This window comes from Fictibacillus enclensis, from assembly GCF_001457035.1.
GTDB lineage: Bacteria > Bacillota > Bacilli > Bacillales > Fictibacillaceae > Fictibacillus_C > Fictibacillus_C enclensis.
In genome coordinates this window covers 65163-88155 of the sequence record NZ_KQ758619.1, presented here as the reverse complement: position 1 = coordinate 88155, position 22993 = coordinate 65163, and the positions used below count along the sequence as shown (strand labels likewise).

Sequence of the window (22993 nt, the reverse complement as noted above, 5' to 3'; positions counted from 1 at the left end):
AGGCGTTTGATGAGTATTTTAGAAAAAGAAGTAACCCATTTGAGTGTAAAAGAACAGGCAAAGGCTGCGCAAATGGCGTCCAAAACACTGGCAGGCCTTTCTGAACAGGAAAAGAACGAAGCATTGCATATCCTGGCAGACGAGCTGGAACGGCAGGCTGCCTTCATTTTAAAAGAAAACGAAAAAGATCTGCAAAACGGCAGAGAAAAAGACTTTACCCAAGCCTTTATGGACCGTCTTTCCCTTTCAGAAGAACGAATTGCCGACTTTGCTGAAGGACTGAGACAGGTTGCGGGACAAAACGATCCAATCGGTGAGATTGTAAGTGAATGGACACTCGATAATGGCATGAAAGTCGAACAAAAGCGTGTTCCACTCGGCGTGATCGGCATGATCTATGAAGCACGCCCTAACGTCACGGTGGATGCCACAGGACTGGCGCTCAAGTCAGGAAATGCTATCGTATTAAAGGGCGGTTCAAGCGCTCTAAATTCCAATAAAGGGATCATCCGCGTCATTCAACAGGCTTTATCCAAAACAAAGATACCATCTGATGCGGCTCAGCTCATTGCAACGACCGACAGAAAGGCTTCAGCTGAACTATTTACAATGAAGGAACATATTGATGTTCTTATCCCCCGGGGAGGCGGTTCACTCATCAATACCGTAGTGAACGAAGCCACCGTACCCGTTCTGGAGACCGGAGTGGGGAACTGCCATATTTATTTCGATGAAACAGCAGATGTTAACAAAGCGCTGAATATCCTGATTAACGCCAAAACGGATCGTCCTGCCGTATGCAATGCTGCAGAGACACTGATCGTTCACCGAAACTGGCTGGACGCAAATCAGCAGGAACTCGAACGTGCATTGAAGGAGCAAGGCATTACGGTCCATGGTGATGAACACATCGTTTCTACTTTCTCCGAGGCCCTTCCTGCTACTGAACAAGAATGGGCAGAGGAATTTCTCAGCCTTTCCATTGCGATTAAAACCGTAAACAGCATTGATGAAGCCGTTGAGCATATTGACCGCTACGGAACAAAACACTCTGAAGCCATCGTTACAGAAGATGCCCGTGCAGCAGCAAATTTCATGAACCGCGTTGATGCAGCAGCTGTGTACCATAACGCGTCCACACGCTTCACTGACGGCTCTGCACTCGGCTTTGGGGCTGAAATCGGTATATCCACCCAAAAGCTCCATGCTCGCGGTCCTATGGGCTTACCTGCACTGACCACCACCAAGTACTGCATGACAGGCGACGGACAAATCCGATAAAAATGAAGAGAAAAAGCATGGCGTATCGGCGCCATGCTTTTTTACGTGCGGGAATTTCAGATGGTTTTAACGACTGAACAGGTTAATAATCCCTCGATTGTCCCAGTGAATTTCCCATCCATTTAGGAAAATATAGAAATTTTGTCCCAATTTTTTGTTTTTCTGTAGTAAATTTTTTCAAATGTGGTATACTAACTGTAACAAATTGTTCACAAAACAGACCTAACTTCGACACAATTGGAAACGCTGTCACAATTTTAAGGAGCTGATTATAATGGATGTTTATGTTGTCTATCTTTTCGTTGCTACTGCAACTCCGTTATTCCTATGGCATGATCATAGAAAACTTGCCTTATGGCAGATTCCATTTATTGCTGTCATGTGGCTGTATGTAGGACTGTACGTTATGGGAGATTTAAATCCTTTAGCACATCTAATATTTAATATTGTATTCGTTGCAAACGTCGTGTTCGCCCATGTAGCGGCCTTCAGGATCTATGCGATTCCGTTTATCCGCCGTGAGCGTGAACGACGCAGATTGTACCGTGAGTCTAAATAAAACCATATAAAAAAGCACCTTGCAGAATCTGCAAGGTGCTTTTCTGTGTTCTTATTTATGATCACCGTGGTCCATTTTCATGTCGCCATCCATTTTCATATCATGATCCATTTCCATCTTATGGTGATCATGTTTCGCATGGCCTGCACCCATAACCCATACAGAACCGGCAACGATAACAATCGCGATGAAAGCCGCAAACAGGATGTTTCCTGTCTGTGTCTTGCCCGTAAGCGTATTGTTCTTTTCAGAGCTCTCTGTCATATGCATGAACATGAGAAGCTGAAGAGCCGCTTGCAAAAAGGCAAAGATAAAAATGATAATCAATATGGTGCGGGTGGAAAATCCGGTTTCAAACGTCACCCAAAGAGCGAGTGCTGTAAGAACAATGGACAAAATATATCCAATCACGTGTTTCCACGGAATTCCGCCATGCTCTCTGGAAAGTGAATCTTGTGGATTAGCCATTATGCAACACCATCCCTGTTAAATACACGGCGGTAAAGATAAAGATCCACACCACGTCAAGGAAGTGCCAGTAAAGACTTGAAATAAAGACTTTAGCAGACGTTTGAGGTGTTAGTCCCCGTCTTGCCACCTGTATCAAGATTAAGGTAATCCAAGCGATACCCATTGTTACGTGCAGTCCGTGTGTTCCTACAATAACGAAGAAACCGGACCAGAATGCGCTCGTTCCAAGAGCAGCGCCCTCATGCACATAGGTTACAAACTCGTAGATCTCATAGCCAAGGAATCCTGCACCCAAGGCCAATGTGATGATCATCCAAATAAATAAACCTTTTCGATTGCGGCGTCGCATTTCGTGAATAGCAATACCGCACGTGAAACTACTTGTCAGTAGAAGGAAAGTTTCAATCAACACACCTTTTAATTCAAAAAGCTCATGTGGGGTAGGGCCGTCGGCTGTTCTGTACATCAAAACCAGGTATGTTGCAAACAGCGTCGAAAACAACGCAATCTCCGCCCCAAGGAAAACCCAGAAACCGAGGATGTTTAAGCGCCCGGTCTCTGACTGATATTCTAAAGGCGTGTTATGATCGTGTACTTCTGCATGTGCCATTGTTCACGCCTCCTTTAAACGGTTAACCGTTCAGTTTCTTTTATTTCTTCTTCACTTACATAATATCCTTCGTTTTTATCGAATGAGCGGATGATCAAGGTAATAAACACACCGATCAAACCAACAATACCCATCCAATACCATTCAAACACTAAACCGAATCCTGCGACAAAGAAGAAGGAAGCCATGAAGAATGGAACTCCTGAATTGTCCGGCATGTGAATCTTTTTAATATCCTCAATCTTCGGTTTAACATCTTGTTTGTCCCGTTTCATTTGAATCAACGGATCCATGGCAGTAACGGTCGGTGTAACCGCAAAGTTATAATGCGGCGGTACGGCAGAAGTGGTTGCCCACTCAAGTGTACGTCCAAGACCCCAGGAATCGCCCGTATTTTCCCGTTCTGAATAACGGAAGCTGTAGTAAAAATTGTAAGCAAGAATCAAGAACGCGATACCCATCAAGAATCCACCAACAGTGGAGAGCATGTTTAAGCCCCCCCAGCCGGATGCAGCGCTGTATGTGTAAACACGACGCGGCATTCCGTCAAGACCCAGAATGAACTGAGGGATGAAACATACGTTAAAGCCAATGTTGAACACCCAGAATACCCATTTTCCTATCGCTTCGTTCAGCTTGTAACCAAACATTTTCGGATACCAGAAAATAAGTCCTGCGAAACATGAGAATACGGTACCAGCGATCAATACATAGTGGAAGTGGGCAACCAGGAAGTACGTGTTATGGTACTGGTAGTCAGCTGCAGCCATCGCAAGCATGACGCCTGTAACCCCACCGATTACAAAGTTTACGATAAAGCCAAGTGACCAAAGCATTGGTGTCGTAAAGGAAATCTTACCTTTGTACATCGTGAACAGCCAGTTGAAGATCTTGATCCCGGTAGGAATACCAATAATCATTGTTGTAATGGAGAATACTGAGTTAACAAGCTCTCCTTGACCCATGGTAAAGAAGTGGTGAACCCAAACCAAGAAGCTGTAACCGGCGATAATAACCATCGCCCAAACCATTGCTTTGTAACCGAAAAGTACTTTGCGTGAGAAAGTACTGATAATTTCTGAGAACATACCAAAAGCAGGAAGGACAACAATATATACTTCCGGATGGCCCCATAACCAGAAAAGGTTGGCCCAAAGCATATCCATTCCAGCCCCTTGAAGGGTAAAGAAATGGGCACCGAACAAACGGTCAAATGTCATAAGCGCAAGCGCCACAGTAAGAATAGGGAACGCAAACACGATGATAATCATAGTAATCAATGCTGACCAGGTAAACATCGGCATTTTGAACAATGTCATACCAGGTGCACGCATTTTAAGAATCGTGACAAGGAAGTTAATACCCGTTAACAGGGTACCAATCCCCGCGATCTGCAGTCCGAGCAAGTAGTAGTTTTGGCCAGGCCCGGGACTCAATTCATTACCGGCAAGCGGCATATAGCTGGTCCAGCCGGCAGATGGTGATCCCCCGATAACGAAGGAAATGTTAAACAGCATGGCACCAATAAAGAATGTCCAGAAACTGACGGCATTCAAATATGGAAAAGCCACGTCACGTGCTCCGATTTGAAGCGGAATAACAACGTTGATAAGTCCAATCAAGAACGGCATGGCCATGAAAATGATCATGATCGTACCATGTGTTGTGAAAATTTCGTTATAGTGCTGTGCATCCAGAAACTTGGAATCCGGTGTAGCAAGCTGCACACGCATAAGCAAAGCATCGACACCGCCACGGAACAGCATGAGCACTGCGGAAGCGATGTACATAATTCCTAATTTCTTATGGTCAACGGTAGTAAGCCATTCTCTCCATAGCCACTGCCATTTTTTAAAATATGTCAGATAAAATAGAATTCCGATTACTGTTAAACCGATGGAAACGTCCGCACCGTAAATCAGCGGGTCACCGGTAACAAAAAATTCATCCCATTTCATAATTTTGTGCCTCCTCTATTAATGAGAATGAGATACCCCATGAGAGTCTTGTTCCGGATTATTCGCATCTTTCGCTTTTGAACCGTGCGGGTTTTGCGGAACTACTCCTAAGCGTTCACGGGTCTTCACTGCATAGTCTCTATCTTTAGCATGATCTACCCATTTTAAATGTGTGGATGAGAATGTCATCTTTTTTGCTTCGCCTTGAAGCATTAACTGATCATACTGTTTTTTAGACAACTTAGGCGCCTTGCTCTTCGTATCTTTTGCCCATTTGTCAAAATCACTTTGTGAAACAGAATGCACATCAAAAATCTGGTGAGTGAATCCTTCACCATTAAAGTTCGAGTTTCTGCCGGAGAATGTTCCGGTATGGTCGGCTTGTAAGTATAATTTCGTTTCCATACCTGGCATCGCGTACTTTTGGCCCCCAAGTGCTGGAACCCAGAATGAAGACATTGAATCTGCAGAGGTCAATTTAAACTGAACCGGACGGTCTTTTGGAATATTAATGTAGTTGACCGTTTCAATGCCCTGCTCCGGATAGGAGAAGATCCATTTCCAGTCTACTGCTGTAGCAGTAATGACAAGAGGTTCCTTCTTTTCGCCTGAAGCAGAAACCGGCGCCTTCTCGAGATCATAAATCGATGTAACCGTCGGAATAGCAAGAGCGATAATAATCAAAATCGGAATAACTGTCCAGATCGTTTCAAGCTTTTTGCTTCCATGATGATCCGGTTCAAAGTTATCATCGTTCTTTCGGTCGCGGTATTTAATAACGATGACTGTGAATAAGACATAAACCACAACGCAAATAAGTGCCATAAACCCAATAGAGTAAAGAATAAGATCCTTCTGTTGCGCAGCAACAGGCCCTTTCGGATCAAGAACTATATAATTGCTGCATCCGCCCAAGAAGAAAACGGACAGCAAAAGTCCCAACGCAAAAAACGGTTTAAACCGCTTAAACACTAGGCCCACCTTCCTTCCTTTCAACATCGTGTGAGGTTTCTCACTGCAAAATAACTAACATTGTGCTTTTGTTCACATAATACCAAATTCCCACCAAAAATAGATACCCTTTTATAAACTGTCATAAGTTCTTCAACTAAATTTCACGACTTCATCACATATTTTTCAAAGAATGTTCATATTTCTGGGATTTCCTTCTTACGCTTCCATTTCCGAATTATTTCCATACGCAAGAAAAGAAAAAGCCGCCGTCTACGGCGACTCATTTAAGTTCTAACTATGTTATTTCCCTCTGCGTTTCATATTAAACCACTTCCGAAAAATAATTTCAACACTTAAGTTTTTCCATTCTTAGGTCTTATTTTTTTCCCATCATTCCCTTATTTATTGGCGGGCGAAGAGTCAGAAGTAATGGATTCCGGATGGTATACCATTTTGCCGCCGTAATGCCCTGTAAGAGACAATGTAACCGCACCGGCTAATGAAAGGACAAGCACCAGCGGTAAAAGAGGCTTAATGAATCCAAACATATGGAGCAGTTTCAGCAAAACGACAGCTCCAAAAATAAAAAGAGTGACCAGTGCATAGGTTTCATGAATATGAACCGCACTCTCAATACTGTGACCTGCCTGGTCTCTTAAAAAGTGTTCAGCCCCGTCTCCTGACACATAAGCAAGGATTCCTGTCAAAAAGCCGGTCGAGAATAGGAATAATGCCAGCCGGTCAAAAAATGGTTTCTTCCAAACAGCGATGATCTGTACAATCACACCAATGATAAGCAAGGCAATAGGGAAGTGAACTAACAATGGATGAAGCGGAGTAGATAGCATTAAAAATTTCAGCTCCCTTGTGTTTTTTTTAACATACACAAAGAAACTGAAATTAAACTGAAAAAAACATTATATATTACGCCAGGACCGGCAGCTCTACTCTGAAGGTAGTGCCTTTGCCCGGCTGGCTTTCGGCCTCTATGCTTCCTCTATATAGACTGGTGATTTCTTTAGCAATCGATAAACCAAGACCTGCCCCGCCCTGTGTCCGGGACCTTCCCTTGTCCACTCGATAAAAACGGTCAAACAGATAAGGCAAATCCGCCGAAGGAATGCCTTCTCCTTCGTCTCTTATTTCAATCACCAAATTATTCTTTGCCTGCGCTTTAAGCCTGATTTCAACTGGAGAACCCGCGTCAGAGTATTTAAGCGCGTTATCGAGCAATAGTTGAAGCAGTTCTTTAATTCTCACCCTGTCCGCTTCCACTATAAGATCTTCAGGAGGGGCAATCACTTTGACAGTTCGTGTGCTTTGAGAGAGCCGCTCATATTGACTGGCCATTTTCCTTGCAAGCTCATTAATCGAGAAAGAATCTTTATGAATTTCTTGCCGTTCCTGGTCTTTGGCCAGCGTCAGGAGATGAGACACCAGGTTTTTCATCTGATGAACCTCTTCCTTTAATTCATTGAGCGTTTCCTGGGAAAAAGACGACATCTTGCTTTTTTCCTCTTTTTCCAATACTTCAAGTGAAGCAGAAAAGATACTTATGGGTGTCCGGAGTTCATGGGAAGCATCAGCAATAAATTTTTTCTGGCTCTCCATATTCTGAATCACCGGCTTTAACGCTTTTCTGGACAGTCGTTCTCCCATGACGACGGATAAAATAAAGACCGCCAGACCCAGAAGGGAAAGCAGGAAAAACCAGCGCTCCACCTTTTCATGGACGCCACTGATGTTTTTTCCGACATACAGGACCGTTTTCTCATTCAGACGTGCACTTGCATAGATGATGTGCTGTTTCTCATGGCCGTTCTTTCCGTTTAATTCTGCGAGTTTGCCTTTCCGGGAACAGCATGATTTGGATTGAACAAATCGGTTAAACGCCTGATTCGTTTTTCCTGTTGAATTACCGGATCCGTTTTTTACGACTACTGAATAATAGGGTGAACCTTGATCCTGTGTTACAGAATCTTCATTGAGCTCTGAAGCCTTGTCTTTATTCAGCTCGTAATGAAGAATATCCTGGATGTCCTCTCTGGCAGTCTCAAACATCATGCCTTTTACTAAAAAATATAACAGTACAAAAATAATAAACAGCGTAATAAAGAACCAGCTGCTGTAATTCCATGTCAGTTTCCGTCTCAATTGTTGCAGCATCAGTCTCTCACCATTTGGTAACCGATTCCCCTGACGGTTTGAATGTATTTTTTCTTGCCGGAAGGATCCAGCTTTTTCCTCAATAATTTGATAAATGCTTCAAGTGTATTCATCGTCACGTCACTTTCTGCTCCCCAAACATGTTGAAGAATAACTTCTCGTGTCAGCACCTGATTTTTATGGCGGGCAAACAACTCAAGAAGCTGAAATTCTTTTGGCGTCAGCTGTATGGTTTCATCTTTTCGCTTTAGCACATGGCGTTGAATATCGAGACGTAAATCCCCGATTTCCATCCAGCTTTCTTCATATTGAAATGTCCGTCTTCTGCCCAGCGCAGCCAGCCTGGCAAATAGCTCCTTGAACTCAAAAGGTTTTGCCAGATAATCGTCGGCACCCGATTCAAATCCGAGAACAAGGTCATCCACCTGATTCCTTGCAGTAAGCATAAGAATGGCGCCATTATAGCCTTCTTCCCGCAGTTCACGGCAGACAGCAATTCCGTCTTTTTTCGGAAGCATCCAATCTAAAATCATAATATCAAAAGGTTCTTCAAGGCCACGGTACAAAGCGGTTTCGCCATCTTCACACCACTCGAGCCGATATCCTTCATCTTCAAGCATTTTTATGACCAGACGGGCGAGACGGCGATCGTCTTCAGCCAATAAAACTTTCATAGATCATTGCTCCCATATGAGTCATTACCTCCGGGGCCTTTTGCCTTTTTTAAAGCTTGATTGATATGGCTCACGGGGGTTCTGCCCATTTTTTTTCGCTTCTGGTGAGATGATATCCTTCCGTTCCGGCTTTTCCAGTACTTGCTTTTGGATCGGCTGCCGGATTCCTTTTTCAATCAGCTCCAGATACTTTCGGTCCTTTTGAGCAACCAGGGTGATGGCCAGCCCCTTGCTGCCTGCACGCCCTGTACGTCCGATCCGGTGGATATAGCTTTCGGTATCATGGGGAATATCATAGTTAATCACATGAGTAACGCCCTCGACATCCAGTCCCCGTGCAGCCACATCGGTTGCAATAAGGAAACGGGTCTCTCCCTGCCTGAAGCGCTGCATTGCTGCTTCCCGCTTAGCCTGTGATAGATCTCCGTGCAGTTGGTCCGCTTCAAGCCCGGCTTCCCTCAAGGCTTCATACAATTTGCTCACTCTGCGTTTCGTACGGCAAAAAATGATTGCCAGATACGGCCGGTGCATCCGAAGCAGTTTTTTTAAGTCATCCTGCTTGGAGCGGTCGGTTGTTTCTATAACCCGCTGCCTGATTTCTTTCACGGTGATTTCCTTTTTTCGTACGGAAATCTCTTTCGGGTGGTTTAAATAGGTTTCTGCCAGTTTCACAATCTCAGGAGGCATTGTAGCGGAAAAAAGCATCGTTTGGCGCTCTTTGGATGTCTGCCGGATAATTTCTTCCACGTCTTCAAGAAATCCTATATGAAGCATTTGGTCGGCTTCATCCAGAACAAGCATGGAGGCTTGCGATAAATCCACTGTGCCCCTCCTGACATGGTCGAGAAGGCGGCCTGGGGTAGCAATAATGATCTGCACGCTTCCGCCGAGCTTATGGATTTGCGCGGCTACATCCTGTCCTCCATACACGGATAAAACATCAATGCCCATCGGTTCACTTAATTTTCTTACTTCCTCCGCCACCTGGATGGCCAGTTCTCTTGTTGGTGCCACAATCAATGCTTGGACATTTTTGACTTTTGGATCTATCCGCTGCAGAACAGGCAAGGCAAATGCCATGGTTTTCCCTGTTCCGGTCTGTGACTTGGCGATCACATCCGTTCCCTCCAATAGAAGAGGGATAACCTGTTCCTGGATCGGCGTCGGCTCGTAAATCCCCTGGTTCTTCAGTGATTCCAAAAGCCGCTGGTTCAGATGCATGAAGTTAAAATCAGCCATTTATGTACTCCTTTCCGTTCTAAAAAAGGAAGCCAGTTCAGGCTTCCTTTTTCTTTAGTATTTAATTTGCCACTTTGTTGTTCAGCTTATCAGTAAGCTTTGACAGCATATCTGCTGTCATTTTATCTAAATTATAGTCTGTTTTAAAGCCCCATTCATTGGCAGCAGCAGATGAATCGATATGGTTGGGCCAGCTTTCGGCAATTGCCTGTCTGATTGGATCCACATCATAATCCATCCTAAAGGAAGGCATCTGCTTTTTGATAGATGCTGCGATTTGTTCCGGTTCGATGCTCATGGCCGACACATTAAACGAATTGCGGTGTATCAGCTTGGAAGGGTCTGCTTCCATCAGGTTGATGATCGCATTCAAGGCATCCGGCATATACATCATATCCATGTAGGTTTCTGCATCAATGAAAGAGGTATAGCTTCCTTGGCGTACCGCTTCGTAATAAATTTCGACCGCATAATCGGTTGTTCCGCCCCCAGGAGGCGTTACATATGAAATTAACCCAGGGAAACGAAGACCCCGTGTATCCAGTCCAAACTTGTGATAATAATAATCACAGAGCAGCTCGCCAGCTACTTTGTTGACTCCGTACATCGTGGTTGGACGCTGAATCGTATCCTGCGGTGTCTGGTCCTTCGGTGTAGACGGGCCAAAAGCGCCAATGGAGCTTGGCGTAAAGAACTGACAGTTCATTTCTTTGGCCACCTCCAACGCATTCACCAGTCCACCCATATTCAGGTTCCACGCGAGCAAAGGCTTTGCTTCTGCAGTGGCAGAGAGCAGGGCTGCAAGGTGGATCATGGTATCTGCCTGATGTTTTTTCATAATGCTTGCCATCGCTTGCGGATCGGTAACGTCCAGCACCTCAAATGGTCCCGAATGGACGACCGCGCTGTCGGTTTTTCGGATATCCGTTGCAATAACATTGTCATTTCCATATATGTTACGGGCATGCATGACCAGCTCTGAACCGATTTGGCCAAGCGCCCCTGTAATCAGAATCTTCTTCATCATCATTCCTCCAAATCTACGCCGGTTGTGCGATCAGGAGATAATCCCCATCTGCTTGCCGACTTTTGCGTAAATGGCAAGAGCTTGGTCGAGCATTTCCTTTGTATGGGCGGCAGTAGGCATATTTCTTACTCGGCCAGTCCCTCTTGGTACGGTAGGAAAAACAATGGACTTCGCATATACGCCTTCTTCGTTCAGCTTTTTACTGAATTCCTGCGTCTTGACTTCATCCCCAACGATTACCGGTGTAATAGGTGTTTCGCTGTTCCCAATATCAAAACCGAGCTTTTCAAGACCCTGTTTTAAGTATTTGCTGTTTTCCCAAAGACGTTCCTGCAGCTCTGTGCTGGAAGTCAGGATTTCGATGGCTTTTGTACAAGCGGCCACATCTCCTGGAGTAAGGGAGGTGGAGAATAGGAATGGACGGCTTCTGACTTTGAGCCAGTCGATTAAATCCTTCTTGCCGGCCACATATCCGCCGACCACACCAATTGCCTTTGAAAGTGTACCGATTTGGAAATCTACTCGGTCGGACAGCCCAAAGTGCTTTACCGTTCCTGCGCCATTGCCCAGCACGCCAGAACCGTGGGCATCATCCACATACGTAATCAGGTCAAATTCTTCTGCAATTTCAACGATTTCAGGCAGTTTGGCAATATCTCCGTCCATGGAGAAAACACCGTCCGTAATGACCATGATTTTGTTATATAAGCCGGATTCCTTGGCTTCCTTCGCTTTCGCACGAAGATCGTCCATGTCGGAATGGTTCACCCGGATAATCTTTGCTTTTGATAAACGGCAACCGTCGATAATGGAGGCATGATTTAATTCATCAGAAAGGATTGCGTCATTTTTATCCATGACAGCAGAGATGGCAGCCATGTTGCAGTTGAAACCGGACTGATAAGCGATCGCGGCTTCCGTATGTTTGAATTCCGCCAGCTTTTCTTCAAGCTTCAAATGAAGCTCCATCGTACCGTTGATCGTACGCACTGCCCCTGCACCAACACCATATTCTTCAATGGCCTCTTTGGCAGCCTTCTTCAGGCGCTCATCCGTCGCCAATCCAAGATAGTTGTTGGAAGAGAGGTTGATCAGTTCATTTCCGCCAACCTTGATGACCGGTCCGTTCGCACTTTGGAGCGGATCAATCACGTTATAAAGCCCTTTTTCTTTTAAATCTCCAAGGTTTTCTTGTAAAAATTGGTCCAGTACATGACTTGACATAATTTACTCTCCTTTCATGGATAAAAAAATATGTTATGTGAGTCTGAACAAATGTACACGTGAGAAAGACACTTTTATTCAGAGTTTAGTCAGTGATGATAAGTATCTCGTTCTTAAATTATATTATCATATTTCGATTTTGTTTACATCATGTGGACAATATTCACACTTCTCTGTCTACTATTTTATTCCCCGTTTCTCAAGGATTTATCGGTGAATGCAAAAAACCGCCGGCATGAAGGTTATGCTGGCGGTGATATTTAAACCAAGCCTATTTTTTATTGTTACTCTTGAAAGGATGATCTCCGTTCCAAGGTGCTCGCTTTCCACTTCAATCAATTGCTCAAGGAAGTTTTAAAAATTCCTCAAAGCAAGCAAAACTAAAGAAAGCTCTACTATTTTACCAAATTATGCTTAAAAGCATAGATGACGGCCTGGGTGCGGTCTTGTACGTCGAGTTTGCTCAGGATGTTGCTTACGTGGACTTTTACGGTTTTCTGGGCGATGAAGAGGGCATCGGCGATTTCCTGGTTGGATTTCCCCTCTGTCATGAGGAAGAGGACTTCCAGCTCGCGGCTCGTGAGTTCCTCGTGCGGCTGCTGCTGGTTCCTTTGCCGCATGCGGTTCATCATTTTGCCTGTCACTTCGGGCTCCAGAACGGACTGGCCATAATATGTATTTCGAACCGCATCCGCAATCTCGCTGGCTTTGGAGGTTTTTAGCATATAGCTTACCGCACCGGCCTCAATGGCGGGATACACTTTTTCATCATCCAGAAAGCTGGTGACAATAATGATTTTGGCTTCGGGCCATTGTTCGATAATCTTTTTGGTTGCCTCAATGCCATCCATTTCATTCATAACAAGATCCATCAAGATCACATCCGGACGCAGCTCAAGAGCCAGCTCTACGGCCTTTTTTCCATTTTCCGCCTCACCGACCACGGTCAGGTCCTGCTGGGCGGAAAGGTAGGATGAAACACCGATCCTCACCATTTCATGATCATCCGCAAACAATACTTTAATCATTTTGATCCTCCTCCATCGAAATTACGGGTACTTTCACTTCCAGTCGGGTCCCTTTGTCGGGCAGACTCACCACTTTTAACGTACCGCCAATTTCCAGCGCCCGTTCCTGCATATTTTGTAAACCATATGAGCCTGCTTTATTTTCATCAAGTGCAAACCCAACGCCATTGTCGGACACCCGTAAAATAATCAGGCCTTCCCGCTCGATCAGCAAAATCTCCAACGAGGTGGCATTTGCGTGCCTTAATGTATTGGAAACCGACTCCTGCAAAATCCGGAACAGATGGTCTTCCACACCTTTATCCAAACGCATGTCTTCAATTTTTTCATGAATGTCAATCGGTACTTTTTGAGTCAGTTCATCGAGTAGCTCTTTAATTCCTTCCTGCAATGACTTTCCTTTCAAAGCGGCAGGGCGAAGATGGAGCAATAAGGCTCTCATCTCCAGCTGGGACTGATGGATCATCTGCTCCACCAAATTGAGCTGACGGTTTTCGGGTGCATCCGGATCTTTGGATTCATTAATGGCGGACATCAGCATAGAGGCGGCAAACAGCTGCTGGCTGACGGAATCATGCAGTTCCCTTGCCAAACGGTGCCGCTCTCTTGAGATCATTTCCTGAATGACTTTTTCCTGGTCTTCCGCTTTCTCATTTGCCAGCTTCTGGGATGCCCTTGCCTGCTCCGCAGCATGGCGCTGAACATTTTTCATTCTTTTCCAGAGCGCATCCACTTCCGTGCCCTCGGACACCACCGGAAGATAGATGGGTCTGCCGTTCTCGATTTCCCGCAATCCTTCTTCCACCTGCTTCAGCTGCCGGCGTGCAGTGATGCCCTGAAACAAACCAAAAAAACCGCCAATAACAAGGCTCAAGGCAGGAACAACCACTATAAACGGCAGGCTGAACAGATGCTGCTCCCATAAATAAGAGACATCAGGCAGGGGAAACGCCATAAACACCGTAATGAAGATCACCAACATAACGACAAAAGCGATGGCAAGGGACATGACGACACTGCGCATTAACATACTCATGTCCGCTTCACCTCTAAATCCCCAACCGCCAACGTCGTGATGATCTTAATCCGCTGTGACGCTTCATAGTAGTTATCCGTATGGTAGGAAAAAAGCTGATTAAACACTCTCGGTTCATGGATATCAAAAATGGTCGCGTTGCCTGCAAACACTGAGTGATGGACGCTGACGGCCACTTCGTACGGAACGAAAATTTTGATATTGCCGACAATGTTTCGAACCGTGATTACTGACTCGCCCTCAGGGAGGACCGTATTGCTGAGATCAATGACCGTGTCGCCGATTCCGCATTGAATATTAATATCTTCCCACTCGTACACATGGTCCGGGGTTTGCTGAGGTCCGTACACAATGTTTTTAAATAAATTTTTCTTTTTAAAGAGTGACTCGGACAGCCTGGAATCCGGTTCTCTGATTTCCGGCTTAATCCATGCCGGCCGTTTTTTGTTCTGGTACACCTGGATCAGCAGATAAATGAGAATAGCAACAAGCACAAATTTGAATGCCATCATATTCAGCAATGTAACTGCTGCTCCAAACCATCCTCCCCAATAGAGGAGCTTCCCGAATGTCCGAGTCCTTCTTTTCCCTCCAACATAGATGCAGCCTGCCATAACGGCAAAAATGAAAATCAGTTCGCCGCCGCGAAAAATAAGTTCAAGAATAAGAAGAAATAGACCGATCAATAGCAGCCAGCTGATTAAATCTGTTTTCTTACCGCTAAACATGGTGCACCCCCTTCTCTCTCAGTCTCCGGCTCCTAAATATTCCTAAAAGGCGCAGAGCTCTACGCCTTTTAGAATACCATTTTTATCTTAGGAAATCGTAGGTTTTTCTTTACTTTCCCATTGTTTTTCAAGCTGGGCAAAACGCTCATCGATCGTGTTGCGGTGGTAGTCGGAATTGACTTGATGCTCAAGCCGCTCAAGATAACGCTCCATTTCATCGAAACGCAGCCCCGGCTTAGCGCCTGCACTCGCATCAAGCACCTTGTTCATGCCCCGGTTTGCCCGGGCAATATTCTCACGGCCCATTAATTCCATGCGCTTCACATACATATCCTTTAATTTATGCTTCATTTGCTCAAACTTTTGCTCCAAATTTTGAAGCTCGCGTGCCGCTTCTTCTCTTGATTGATTCAGCCGGGCTGCACGTTCCTCGTATTGCTGCTGTTCAGCCACTGCAAATTCATGCAGCTCGCTTTCACCGGCTTGAAGTGCCAAATCCGCCTGCCGCTTTCGTTTTTCTGCGTGGGCCTTTGCTTCCCGATGTTCTTTTGTAAATTCCTCAGTCAGCGTATATTGGCGTTCCACCAGCTTTCTGACCCGGTCCGCTTCCTGCTCGCACTGCCGTAAATATTGGTTGAGCAGGGCAATCGGGTTTTTCTGTTCTTTTTGATCCAGCATTTCATGAAAATCCGCCACAATAGAATTCTTGATTCTTGTAAACAATGTACTCATTAATCCTCTCTCCTTTTGTTAGTTTCTGTTCATTTCTGCCCATTGTTTTTCAAAGTTTACAAATGGGTCACTGTCATCGTTCGAATCCTGTTTTTTCCCGCTCCAGCTCTTATACACCACGTATAGTACATAAACTGCTGCAATTCCCAGCAATGCCGGAATATTGGATATAGCGGAGCACGCCGCGATTATGCCGATTACGGCCCAGATTACTTTCTTGGATGTCGTTTCCGCCTTCATGAAGCCCTTGACGGCAAAATATAGAATCACCAGCCCGATCGCGAGGCCGATCATCGGTCCGAGGTTCGCCAGCAGGATAACCGCCGCAATGCCTCCGAGTAAAAACAAACCAAATTTTTTCATTTGTTGTTTCCTCCTTTCTTAACTCTAGCTTACCTTCTGGTGAATTTTCCTATAATGTACTCCAGCTATATTTCTGCTAAGACTTGAGGCGTATTTTCATAGAGAACAGGGGAGAGGGGGGGATTTTTGAGGGTGATGAGAGTCTGTTTGCGGGCAAGTTCTGGGATATTTCGGGCAACTATACGAAGTTTCCGGGCAACCTTGCCGAAAAATCGGTACGACAGACAAATCCGCAAAAAAAAAAGCCGGCTCAGGAGTATATCTCCCAAGCCGGCTTTCAAGTTCAGTATTCTTATTATGTCCAGGACTCAATATCGTCCTCGTCGATTTCTTCCTCATCATCGGTGACATTATCATACTCCGGTGAATGCTTCGGATCTTCCTGCACCATACCCTGGGCTTCATCCCCGAAGGCAAAGCCCCGGTCAGCAGGCACATGCTGCTGGAGGTTTCGCACACCGTTGGCTTTAATTTCATTTTCGACGAGATAGCGGATGGAATCCATCAGGTTCGTTTGTGAGTTGATCCAGTCAATAATGGCGGGGGCTTCATTCTTTTTCGTCTTCAATGAAATATTATCGCCTGGCTTTTTTTGTTTCTTCATCATTACACCCCCTTACCATTTAAAATTAAAACTTAAACCGGCTGTTTCGCACGGTCTTTGATCGCACCGTAGATTTTTCCGCGTACAAACGCATCCAGTCCGTTTGCATTCATCGTCACTGCATATTTTGCAGGGATGTAAAGAAGCTGGATTTCGCGTTCTTCACAAAGTTCCTTCAGCATCGGAGCAAGGATCGGCTGCATAAGAATGCTTCCGCCGCCATATACGCAGATCAAATCGATTTCGTTTCTGGCCTTTGTCAATTGCTTGCGGATATTGTTGATGATTTGGCGCGCTTGTCCTTCAAGCGGTCTTTTCAACGTGTTCATCGCACGCGCATGATATTTGTGGTTCGGGTTTTTGATCACGTCACTGAAAAATTGACGCGGGCTGTCCGGAAGGTGAATCAGACGGTTAAACTCGCTGAGCGCTTCCTCGATCGCATACCCTGCACCGTGGTTGGTACCGTGCACGAACTGGCGCAAGAATTTATTTCCTTCAGTAATTGGGTACTCGGTAGAACCGTCCCCAATATCCGTGTGTAGGATTCGCTTGTTTTTAAAGAAGCTTCCGTTAAAGTTATTCGGAAGATCATTTTCTTCAACAAAAGCATCAAAAATATCGCCTTTTCTCCAGTTGCCATCTGCATCCTTTTGAAGAGAGAAAGTTACTGGAGTTGCTTCAGGAATAACTTTTACAAACTCAAATTCTACCTTTACAGCTACACGCTGTTTACCCACATGAACAGTTACGTGGTGCGGGCCATTCATGAAGCGCTTTTCAAATTTTGCTGCAGATTCGTCGGAATGCTGGGTAATCGGAAGTGCAGTTGCCATATCGGCCGATACATCGATGGATGCAGGCAGCTTCTTTTCTTCTGCAAATCCTTTTTGAACCGCTACAGCTGCAATTTGAGCAAGCGTATTCACGACTGGAAGGTCAATCTCGTATTTGTAGTCCACACCCACCTGGATGTTTTCAATCAGCTCGCCGCTCTCAAGCGCGAACTTGCCCACATAGTACATACCCGCACGTGCAGCAGGAGAATCAATCGTTACAATCAGGTTTTCCTGAAGGTTGCGTACGATGGTTTCAGGAGCCTGCTCTTCGCTCCAAGGCAGCTGGTCCACTGCGCAGTTGACGTTCGGCTGTTGAAACAAACGTCCATCAATATAAATATCATGCTCGCTGTTTCCGTTGTCATTACCTACTAAAAAATGATATTGCATAGTATCTATTCCTCCTAATATTTTATCTAAAACTACCTGGTGGCACAAGGTATTACTCAGCCATACGTTAAAATATGTATGCTGTTAAAGAAGAGAGTCTGAAATAATAGTGGCTGAAGTTCTACTATATAGAACTTCGAACGATTTGAATAGATTCCGACACTCCTCTACTTAATAATATTTGACAATTTTAGAGTAACACCTTCTATTTTAAAGAAATACCCCGCTCAGAAGTTTCTGAATATTTTCTTGGAAAAACTCCCTCACTTCATTTGCCTCTTTTTTGTGGTAAAGTAATTTTTTAGGTTTACAGGCGGGAAAACAGGCTTAACCGGAGTAACCGTCGTCATCCTGTTTATGATCGCCGCGTTTTTCGGACCGCTTGTCTGCGTGTTCGCCGTGCTGTTTTTATATCAGCTGATCTTTTTGGCACAATAAATTCATCTCGTATAAAAAACCTCCTCCCCGGCCATAGTAAGGACGAAAAAGGAGGTTTTTTTAAATGAACAAGCAACGCGCACAAGAAATTGCATCTTCTCCTGTGATGGCAAACGTGACCTTAGATGGCGTGCCAGTATATATCCAGCATGTCGACGAACAAGGAGAAACCGCCCGCATCTATCCGCTCGGGCAACCAGAAAACGAACAGCAGGTTTCACTGGGCAGCTTAACTGAGCATTAATCCCCCTTCACCTGAAGGGGTTTTCTTATGCCTTTAGAAGGAATGGCGATTCATTTGGAGAAAAAAACGGGAATAGAAGGTACAGGAAAGATAATATCGTTTGAGCTGAGGTGAAGCATGCATGCTGACATTAGATAAAAAACATAATCCACTGGAAAACAAGGAGCTGATTGCCTCCTATTTCAGCCAAAAACAGAACCTGAAAAACGTGATCGGACAGACAGACACTCTTTTTCAGGAACTGAAACCCTTGCCTGCCGTGCTGCATTCCTCGTTATTCTCGTTTAAAAAATTGCTGCACAGCTTTCCGCGAATACTGCTGTCGACGTCATGGCACAAACATCTCGAAGACATGCCAATGGTCGAGACCGATGGGCATGACACGATTTTTCCCTCATGGAAAAAGGAACTCGATCAGGAGTTTAGCAGACTTCAAAAAGAGATTACCCGGGAGGTTAATGTCAAAGAGTTTGGCGCAGCGGGCGATGGAGTAACCGATGATACGGAAGCGTTCAAAAAAGCGATCGGCCATGGAAAGGTAAAAGTTATTGTGCCTGAAGGCATGTTTATCACAAAAGGCATCCGGCTTCCTTCATGGACGATGTTGGTTGGATCCGGTAAAGGAACAACCGTAATCAAGCTTCATGACCGCGCACCCAGAAGCCGGCAGCTGCTCACCAATTCGGGGCGATGGAGAGGCAACCACCATGTTTTTGTCCAGGGTATGAGTCTGGATTGGAACGTCGAACGATTAGGTCCCAATAAACGGACAGCATCCGGAAACAATCAATCAAGCTGTCTTACCTTTGCACACGTCACCTACGGCTGGGTGAAGGATGTCGAAGGAATCAACCCGGGACTGCACTGTTTTGATGTGTCCTCTGCGGTTTACACGTATTTTGGGGATGGCACAAGGGCCAGAAGGAGCAGCCGGTACATCTGGCTCGATCAGTTAAATGGGTACGGCTTTGGGGATGATGGAATTACCACCCATCATAGCGATAATATTCTAATTTCAAACTGCCATATGTGTGATCCAAGCGGCCGGGCGCACAAAGAAGGATTTTCAAATTCCAACGGGATCGAGGTCGATGATGGCTCCAGGAACGTCACCCTCGTGAACAATTCAACAACCCGCTGCTTCGGCGGTGTGGAAATCAAAGCTCATTATAATTCGGCAGCCGCAAGCAACACACAGATTATCGGGCACCTGTCCATTCATGACAACCGCTCATATAACTTCAGGCATATCGGCCATCACATCGAAACCGATCCAGAGTCGATGACCGCCTATAATATAAAAGCGAGCCATATTGTCGCGGTGGCTCCCATAAGAACGCCTTTATACAAGGATTCCACGCCAAGGGCGATGGTCATTTCTGCCTACAGAAATGTGGTGATCAATCACTTTACCGTCGTTGGAGACCCTGACTACGATTACCGCGGAGAGCCGGTCATTGCCGTGCAATACCGTTCGAGGAATATTATATTAAACGGGCTGGACATCAAGCATTTCAAAACCGCAGGGGAGGACATCAAGGTATTTGGCGGCACCCATGGGTCAGATTCGGTGGAGATCCGCAATGTGACCATTCAGGATTCAGCGCCTACCGCTCTGCATATCGGGCCCGGAATCCAGCAAATCAAGATTAGTAACGTTCAGGCCGTGTGCGAGAAAGGGAGAGAGGGACTGGTGGCCAGACAATCAGAGCCAAAAATATCGGAATTTCATGCCTTAGGCTACAAGACACCCATTGCGGTAGGAAATCAGACCTGAAGACAACTGCTATGTCTATGATTTGTCATAATTTATTTACGTTAAATCAACAATCACCCCCTTTTTCTTCATATCTCCTTAACAGTAAAGTGGTTTAATGAGTACGAATCACACTCGTTAGGGAGGAATTAACCATGAAAAAGGGCATTACTTTCGGATTATCATTAGCAATCATGGCCTCAAGCGCCATTCCTGCTTTCGCTGCACATAACCATCAAGACAAGCAAAAACATAATCAAATCAAGAACATCGAGTTTACATCAATGAACGCTCCCAGCTCCATCGAAAACATGGTCAAAACCTATACAGACGCTAAAGTAAAAATTACTTATAAAAATGGTGAAGTGAAAGAAATGCCTCTAGACTACAACCAGCTCTTCTTATCAAAGGATAAAATTGTAGACAACAAAGGCGAAAAGATACCAGCCGGCACTCCAATAGACGCAAAAGGTAACCCAATCATTGACCGCAGCTTACCGGACAAGCCGTCTTATTACATTTCTGATGCACCCGATTCCAACAGCTTCATCACCATTGCTGGAAAAGACTATATCATCTCTCACTATGAGTATGATTCAATGGACAATTCCGGAAAACAGATTAGCGGCCTTCCTGCGTCCATGACATTGACACAAGTAGACCGGGATAAGAAGACCGGCAAGCTTACCGTAAATCATGCAAAAAAGATTGATTTCTCTAATGTAAACGGACTATGGACACCATGTAATGGATCAACAACAGAATGGGGAACTCATCTCGGATCTGAAGAATATGAACCGGATGCAAGAGCATTTGAAGATCCAGCTTCCTCTTCCTACCGTGACGTCACCAACTTTGCCAAACAGTATTTTGGTGATGCATCCAAAGCCAATCCTTATTTTTACGGATGGATTCCTGAGATTTCCGTACATCCAAATGGTAAGGCATCGGTTGTAAAGCATTATAGTACAGGCCGGTTCTCTCATGAGATCATGCAGGTGCTTCCAGACCAAAAGACCGCACTTTTCGGAGATGACGGCTCAAATACCATGATGTTTATGTATGTTGCTGATAAAAAGCGTGACTTCTCTGCAGGCACACTTTATGCTGCAAAATTCAAGCAGACTTCAACGGCCAGCGGTGGAGCAGGAGATCTGCAGTGGATTAAGCTGGGCCACTCTACGGATAAAGAAGTAAAGAGAATCATCGACAAAGGCACCAAGTTCAGCGATATCTTTGAAACATCAGACAAGCTTGCACCCGGCTTTAAGGCCGTTAAAACCGCAGCAAGCAAAAAAGTGGAGTACCTGAAAGTGAAGCCGGGCATGGAAAAAGCAGCTGCATTCCTGGAATCCCGCCGATATGGTGCACTGCTTGGGGCAACCTCCGAATTCAACAAGATGGAAGGCATCGCAGTAAATAAAGCGGACAACAAAGCCTATATTGCCATCTCCTATGAAAACAACAGTATGAAAAAAGAAGAAATCGACGGGGTTCAGGATGATATCCAGCTTCCGGTCATTGACTCAGGTGTTACCTTTGAACTGGATTTGAATCCTGGTGAAAAAGATCATAAAAAAGGACAAATTGACAGCAAGTATGTGCCTTCGAGCATGAATGGCCTGTTGGCCGGTGAAGATTATCCTAAAGCGGATGCCTATGGAAATACAGCGAATCCAAATAAAGTAGCCAACCCTGACAACTTGAGCTTTTCTGACGACATGAACACCCTGTTCATTGGTGAAGACAGCGCACACCATACGAATAACTTTGTTTGGGCCTACAATGTGAAAACAAAGAAACTATCAAGAATCTTATCTGTACCTGTTGGAGCAGAAGCCACCGGCTTACGTGCAGTGGACAACGTGAAGAACTCACGATATGTTCTCAGCAACTTCCAGCACCCAGGTGAGGATTTGGAAGGAAAACAGATTACAGCAGTAGATAAGACGAAGCTTGAAGAAGCGATGAAAAAAGGAATCGGCATTCAGGAAACTGGCGGTGTCGGTTATATCTCCGGTCTTCCGTCTGGCCAACTAAAAAAATAAATAAAAACACCCCCTATAAGTTGGATTTATACGTCCGGTGTATAGGGGGGTTTTTTGTTAACCGACGGGTACATGCTGGTCTTCAATCATCTTTTTGCAGGCTTGATAACATTCCTCCACGTGGGAGTTTCCAAGATATTTCATCGCTCCAAAGCTGATGCCGGCCGCCACCGCCTGTCCCACCAAAGGTACAAACTTCGAAATCTGCTTAACCGCAATCTTCTTCCCAGCCTTCTTTAACAGAAGACCGATCATTTTCTTCGTAATCACCTTACCGGCAAACTCGCTTCCCATCGAGGTAAGAACCACAATGACTTTTCCCTTCAGCGTGGCATCCAGTTTTTCAATCTGATTGGGTGCCAGGCCAAATTTTTCATTGATCGTAGGGAGCAGCTCCATCATGATCGTAATATCGGCCCCAACATCCATGCCAGGAATGGGAACGATTGAAGCAGCAGCCGAAGCAGATGCCCGCTTGTTCACTAGCGCTCTACACTCTTTGCGAATTTCCTCTAGTTCTTCTATCGTTCTGGGAATCATACGATTTCTCCTTTAAATGTATTCAGGGGATAATGCTGTTATTATACCCTTTCCCCCTCGACCGTTAACCTGCTCAGTGTAGCT

General features: G+C 45.2%; 23 protein-coding genes. 5 read left to right on the top strand and 18 right to left on the bottom strand.

Going from position 1 to position 22993, the window contains the following annotated elements; translation table 11 throughout:
- Positions 1-9 precede the first annotated feature (9 nt).
- Together AS030_RS15785 and AS030_RS15780 are read left to right on the top strand one after the other, a co-directional pair.
- Complete coding sequence (locus AS030_RS15785) at positions 10-1281, top strand: glutamate-5-semialdehyde dehydrogenase (protein ID WP_061973262.1); 1272 nt, start codon at positions 10-12, stop codon at positions 1279-1281.
- Positions 1282-1555: 274 nt separating this feature from the next.
- Positions 1556-1840 carry a spore morphogenesis/germination protein YwcE gene (locus AS030_RS15780; RefSeq protein WP_061973260.1) on the top strand — a complete coding sequence of 95 codons (285 nt, stop codon included), beginning with the start codon at positions 1556-1558 and terminating at the stop codon, positions 1838-1840.
- 51 nt (positions 1841-1891) lie between these two features.
- Here AS030_RS15780 and qoxD read toward each other — a convergent pair whose 3' ends face one another.
- The 17 genes from qoxD to AS030_RS15695 all read right to left on the bottom strand — a co-directional run bounded on the left by qoxD (position 1892) and on the right by AS030_RS15695 (position 17883).
- Positions 1892-2311: a cytochrome aa3 quinol oxidase subunit IV gene (qoxD, locus tag AS030_RS15775; protein ID WP_420889657.1), complete on the bottom strand. Its 420-nt coding sequence runs from the start codon at positions 2309-2311 to the stop codon at positions 1892-1894.
- On the bottom strand, positions 2301-2921 hold the full coding sequence (gene qoxC / locus AS030_RS15770) for a cytochrome aa3 quinol oxidase subunit III (RefSeq protein WP_061973254.1): 621 nt from the start codon (positions 2919-2921) through the stop codon (positions 2301-2303). Before qoxC ends, qoxD begins: the two co-directional genes overlap by 11 nt.
- A 14-nt stretch (positions 2922-2935) precedes the next feature.
- Positions 2936-4879, bottom strand: a complete 1944-nt coding sequence (gene qoxB, locus AS030_RS15765; RefSeq protein ID WP_061973252.1) for a cytochrome aa3 quinol oxidase subunit I — start codon at positions 4877-4879, stop codon at positions 2936-2938.
- Positions 4880-4897: 18 nt separating this feature from the next.
- Positions 4898-5878, bottom strand: coding sequence for a cytochrome aa3 quinol oxidase subunit II (qoxA, locus tag AS030_RS15760; RefSeq protein WP_082635850.1), 981 nt, complete (start codon positions 5876-5878; stop codon positions 4898-4900).
- Between the two features lie 353 nt (positions 5879-6231).
- Positions 6232-6681 carry a DUF2231 domain-containing protein gene (locus tag AS030_RS15755; RefSeq protein WP_061973247.1) on the bottom strand — a complete coding sequence of 150 codons (450 nt, stop codon included), beginning with the start codon at positions 6679-6681 and terminating at the stop codon, positions 6232-6234.
- A 76-nt stretch (positions 6682-6757) separates the two neighbouring features.
- Positions 6758-7999: a sensor histidine kinase gene (locus AS030_RS15750; protein ID WP_061973244.1), complete on the bottom strand. Its 1242-nt coding sequence runs from the start codon at positions 7997-7999 to the stop codon at positions 6758-6760.
- Positions 7999-8673, bottom strand: a complete 675-nt coding sequence (locus AS030_RS15745) for a response regulator transcription factor (RefSeq protein ID WP_061973234.1) — start codon at positions 8671-8673, stop codon at positions 7999-8001. The genes AS030_RS15750 and AS030_RS15745 overlap by 1 nt, the downstream gene beginning before the upstream one ends.
- A 24-nt stretch (positions 8674-8697) precedes the next feature.
- Positions 8698-9912 (bottom strand): DEAD/DEAH box helicase, encoded by a 1215-nt coding sequence (locus tag AS030_RS15740; RefSeq protein WP_074440582.1) that lies wholly within the window; start codon positions 9910-9912, stop codon positions 8698-8700.
- 61 nt (positions 9913-9973) lie between these two features.
- On the bottom strand, positions 9974-10936 hold the full coding sequence (locus AS030_RS15735; RefSeq protein ID WP_061973231.1) for an L-threonine 3-dehydrogenase: 963 nt from the start codon (positions 10934-10936) through the stop codon (positions 9974-9976).
- Between the two features lie 33 nt (positions 10937-10969).
- A complete protein-coding gene (locus AS030_RS15730; protein ID WP_061973229.1) occupies positions 10970-12163 on the bottom strand; it encodes a glycine C-acetyltransferase in 1194 nt (397 codons plus the stop codon).
- 395 nt (positions 12164-12558) lie between these two features.
- Positions 12559-13191: a response regulator transcription factor gene (locus AS030_RS15725; RefSeq protein ID WP_061973226.1), complete on the bottom strand. Its 633-nt coding sequence runs from the start codon at positions 13189-13191 to the stop codon at positions 12559-12561.
- Positions 13184-14227, bottom strand: a complete 1044-nt coding sequence (locus tag AS030_RS15720) for a sensor histidine kinase (RefSeq protein WP_061973223.1) — start codon at positions 14225-14227, stop codon at positions 13184-13186. The genes AS030_RS15725 and AS030_RS15720 overlap by 8 nt, the downstream gene beginning before the upstream one ends.
- Positions 14224-14955: a cell wall-active antibiotics response protein LiaF gene (gene liaF, locus AS030_RS15715; protein ID WP_061973221.1), complete on the bottom strand. Its 732-nt coding sequence runs from the start codon at positions 14953-14955 to the stop codon at positions 14224-14226. Before liaF ends, AS030_RS15720 begins: the two co-directional genes overlap by 4 nt.
- An 87-nt stretch (positions 14956-15042) precedes the next feature.
- Positions 15043-15687 carry a PspA/IM30 family protein gene (locus AS030_RS15710; RefSeq protein WP_061973219.1) on the bottom strand — a complete coding sequence of 215 codons (645 nt, stop codon included), beginning with the start codon at positions 15685-15687 and terminating at the stop codon, positions 15043-15045.
- 18 nt (positions 15688-15705) lie between these two features.
- Positions 15706-16050, bottom strand: coding sequence for a lmo0954 family membrane protein (locus AS030_RS15705; RefSeq protein ID WP_061973217.1), 345 nt, complete (start codon positions 16048-16050; stop codon positions 15706-15708).
- Between the two features lie 295 nt (positions 16051-16345).
- Positions 16346-16657, bottom strand: a complete 312-nt coding sequence (locus tag AS030_RS15700) for a hypothetical protein (RefSeq protein ID WP_240482375.1) — start codon at positions 16655-16657, stop codon at positions 16346-16348.
- Between the two features lie 29 nt (positions 16658-16686).
- Positions 16687-17883 (bottom strand): ParM/StbA family protein, encoded by a 1197-nt coding sequence (locus AS030_RS15695; protein ID WP_061973212.1) that lies wholly within the window; start codon positions 17881-17883, stop codon positions 16687-16689.
- A gap of 502 nt (positions 17884-18385) precedes the next feature.
- Between AS030_RS15695 and AS030_RS15690 the strand changes: the two genes are divergently transcribed.
- The 3 genes from AS030_RS15690 to AS030_RS15680 all read left to right on the top strand — a co-directional run bounded on the left by AS030_RS15690 (position 18386) and on the right by AS030_RS15680 (position 22369).
- Positions 18386-18565, top strand: a complete 180-nt coding sequence (locus tag AS030_RS15690; RefSeq protein WP_061973210.1) for a small acid-soluble spore protein H — start codon at positions 18386-18388, stop codon at positions 18563-18565.
- Positions 18566-18686: 121 nt separating this feature from the next.
- Positions 18687-20342: a glycosyl hydrolase family 28-related protein gene (locus AS030_RS15685; RefSeq protein ID WP_061973207.1), complete on the top strand. Its 1656-nt coding sequence runs from the start codon at positions 18687-18689 to the stop codon at positions 20340-20342.
- A 134-nt stretch (positions 20343-20476) separates the two neighbouring features.
- Positions 20477-22369, top strand: coding sequence for a PhoX family protein (locus tag AS030_RS15680; RefSeq protein WP_061973205.1), 1893 nt, complete (start codon positions 20477-20479; stop codon positions 22367-22369).
- A 57-nt stretch (positions 22370-22426) separates the two neighbouring features.
- Here the strand turns inward: AS030_RS15680 and AS030_RS15675 are convergent, their stop codons facing one another.
- Complete coding sequence (locus AS030_RS15675; RefSeq protein ID WP_061973203.1) at positions 22427-22909, bottom strand: hypothetical protein; 483 nt, start codon at positions 22907-22909, stop codon at positions 22427-22429.
- Positions 22910-22993 lie beyond the last annotated feature (84 nt).

What these genes read in the sequence shown, in the direction of transcription:
- AS030_RS15785 (WP_061973262.1), top strand. Translation starts at nt 10, where the DNA reads ATGAGTATTTTAGAAAAAGAAGTAACCCATTTGAGTGTAAAAGAACAG.
- AS030_RS15780 (WP_061973260.1), top strand. Translation starts at nt 1,556, where the DNA reads ATGGATGTTTATGTTGTCTATCTTTTCGTTGCTACTGCAACTCCGTTA.
- qoxC (WP_061973254.1), bottom strand. Translation starts at nt 2,921, where the DNA reads ATGGCACATGCAGAAGTACACGATCATAACACGCCTTTAGAATATCAG.
- qoxB (WP_061973252.1), bottom strand. Translation starts at nt 4,879, where the DNA reads ATGAAATGGGATGAATTTTTTGTTACCGGTGACCCGCTGATTTACGGT.
- qoxA (WP_082635850.1), bottom strand. Translation starts at nt 5,878, where the DNA reads ATGTTGAAAGGAAGGAAGGTGGGCCTAGTGTTTAAGCGGTTTAAACCG.
- AS030_RS15755 (WP_061973247.1), bottom strand. Translation starts at nt 6,681, where the DNA reads ATGCTATCTACTCCGCTTCATCCATTGTTAGTTCACTTCCCTATTGCC.
- AS030_RS15750 (WP_061973244.1), bottom strand. Translation starts at nt 7,999, where the DNA reads ATGCTGCAACAATTGAGACGGAAACTGACATGGAATTACAGCAGCTGG.
- AS030_RS15745 (WP_061973234.1), bottom strand. Translation starts at nt 8,673, where the DNA reads ATGAAAGTTTTATTGGCTGAAGACGATCGCCGTCTCGCCCGTCTGGTC.
- AS030_RS15740 (WP_074440582.1), bottom strand. Translation starts at nt 9,912, where the DNA reads ATGGCTGATTTTAACTTCATGCATCTGAACCAGCGGCTTTTGGAATCA.
- AS030_RS15735 (WP_061973231.1), bottom strand. Translation starts at nt 10,936, where the DNA reads ATGAAGAAGATTCTGATTACAGGGGCGCTTGGCCAAATCGGTTCAGAG.
- AS030_RS15730 (WP_061973229.1), bottom strand. Translation starts at nt 12,163, where the DNA reads ATGTCAAGTCATGTACTGGACCAATTTTTACAAGAAAACCTTGGAGAT.
- AS030_RS15725 (WP_061973226.1), bottom strand. Translation starts at nt 13,191, where the DNA reads ATGATTAAAGTATTGTTTGCGGATGATCATGAAATGGTGAGGATCGGT.
- AS030_RS15720 (WP_061973223.1), bottom strand. Translation starts at nt 14,227, where the DNA reads ATGAGTATGTTAATGCGCAGTGTCGTCATGTCCCTTGCCATCGCTTTT.
- liaF (WP_061973221.1), bottom strand. Translation starts at nt 14,955, where the DNA reads ATGTTTAGCGGTAAGAAAACAGATTTAATCAGCTGGCTGCTATTGATC.
- AS030_RS15710 (WP_061973219.1), bottom strand. Translation starts at nt 15,687, where the DNA reads ATGAGTACATTGTTTACAAGAATCAAGAATTCTATTGTGGCGGATTTT.
- AS030_RS15705 (WP_061973217.1), bottom strand. Translation starts at nt 16,050, where the DNA reads ATGAAAAAATTTGGTTTGTTTTTACTCGGAGGCATTGCGGCGGTTATC.
- AS030_RS15700 (WP_240482375.1), bottom strand. Translation starts at nt 16,657, where the DNA reads ATGATGAAGAAACAAAAAAAGCCAGGCGATAATATTTCATTGAAGACG.
- AS030_RS15695 (WP_061973212.1), bottom strand. Translation starts at nt 17,883, where the DNA reads ATGCAATATCATTTTTTAGTAGGTAATGACAACGGAAACAGCGAGCAT.
- AS030_RS15690 (WP_061973210.1), top strand. Translation starts at nt 18,386, where the DNA reads ATGAACAAGCAACGCGCACAAGAAATTGCATCTTCTCCTGTGATGGCA.
- AS030_RS15685 (WP_061973207.1), top strand. Translation starts at nt 18,687, where the DNA reads ATGCTGACATTAGATAAAAAACATAATCCACTGGAAAACAAGGAGCTG.
- AS030_RS15680 (WP_061973205.1), top strand. Translation starts at nt 20,477, where the DNA reads ATGAAAAAGGGCATTACTTTCGGATTATCATTAGCAATCATGGCCTCA.
- AS030_RS15675 (WP_061973203.1), bottom strand. Translation starts at nt 22,909, where the DNA reads ATGATTCCCAGAACGATAGAAGAACTAGAGGAAATTCGCAAAGAGTGT.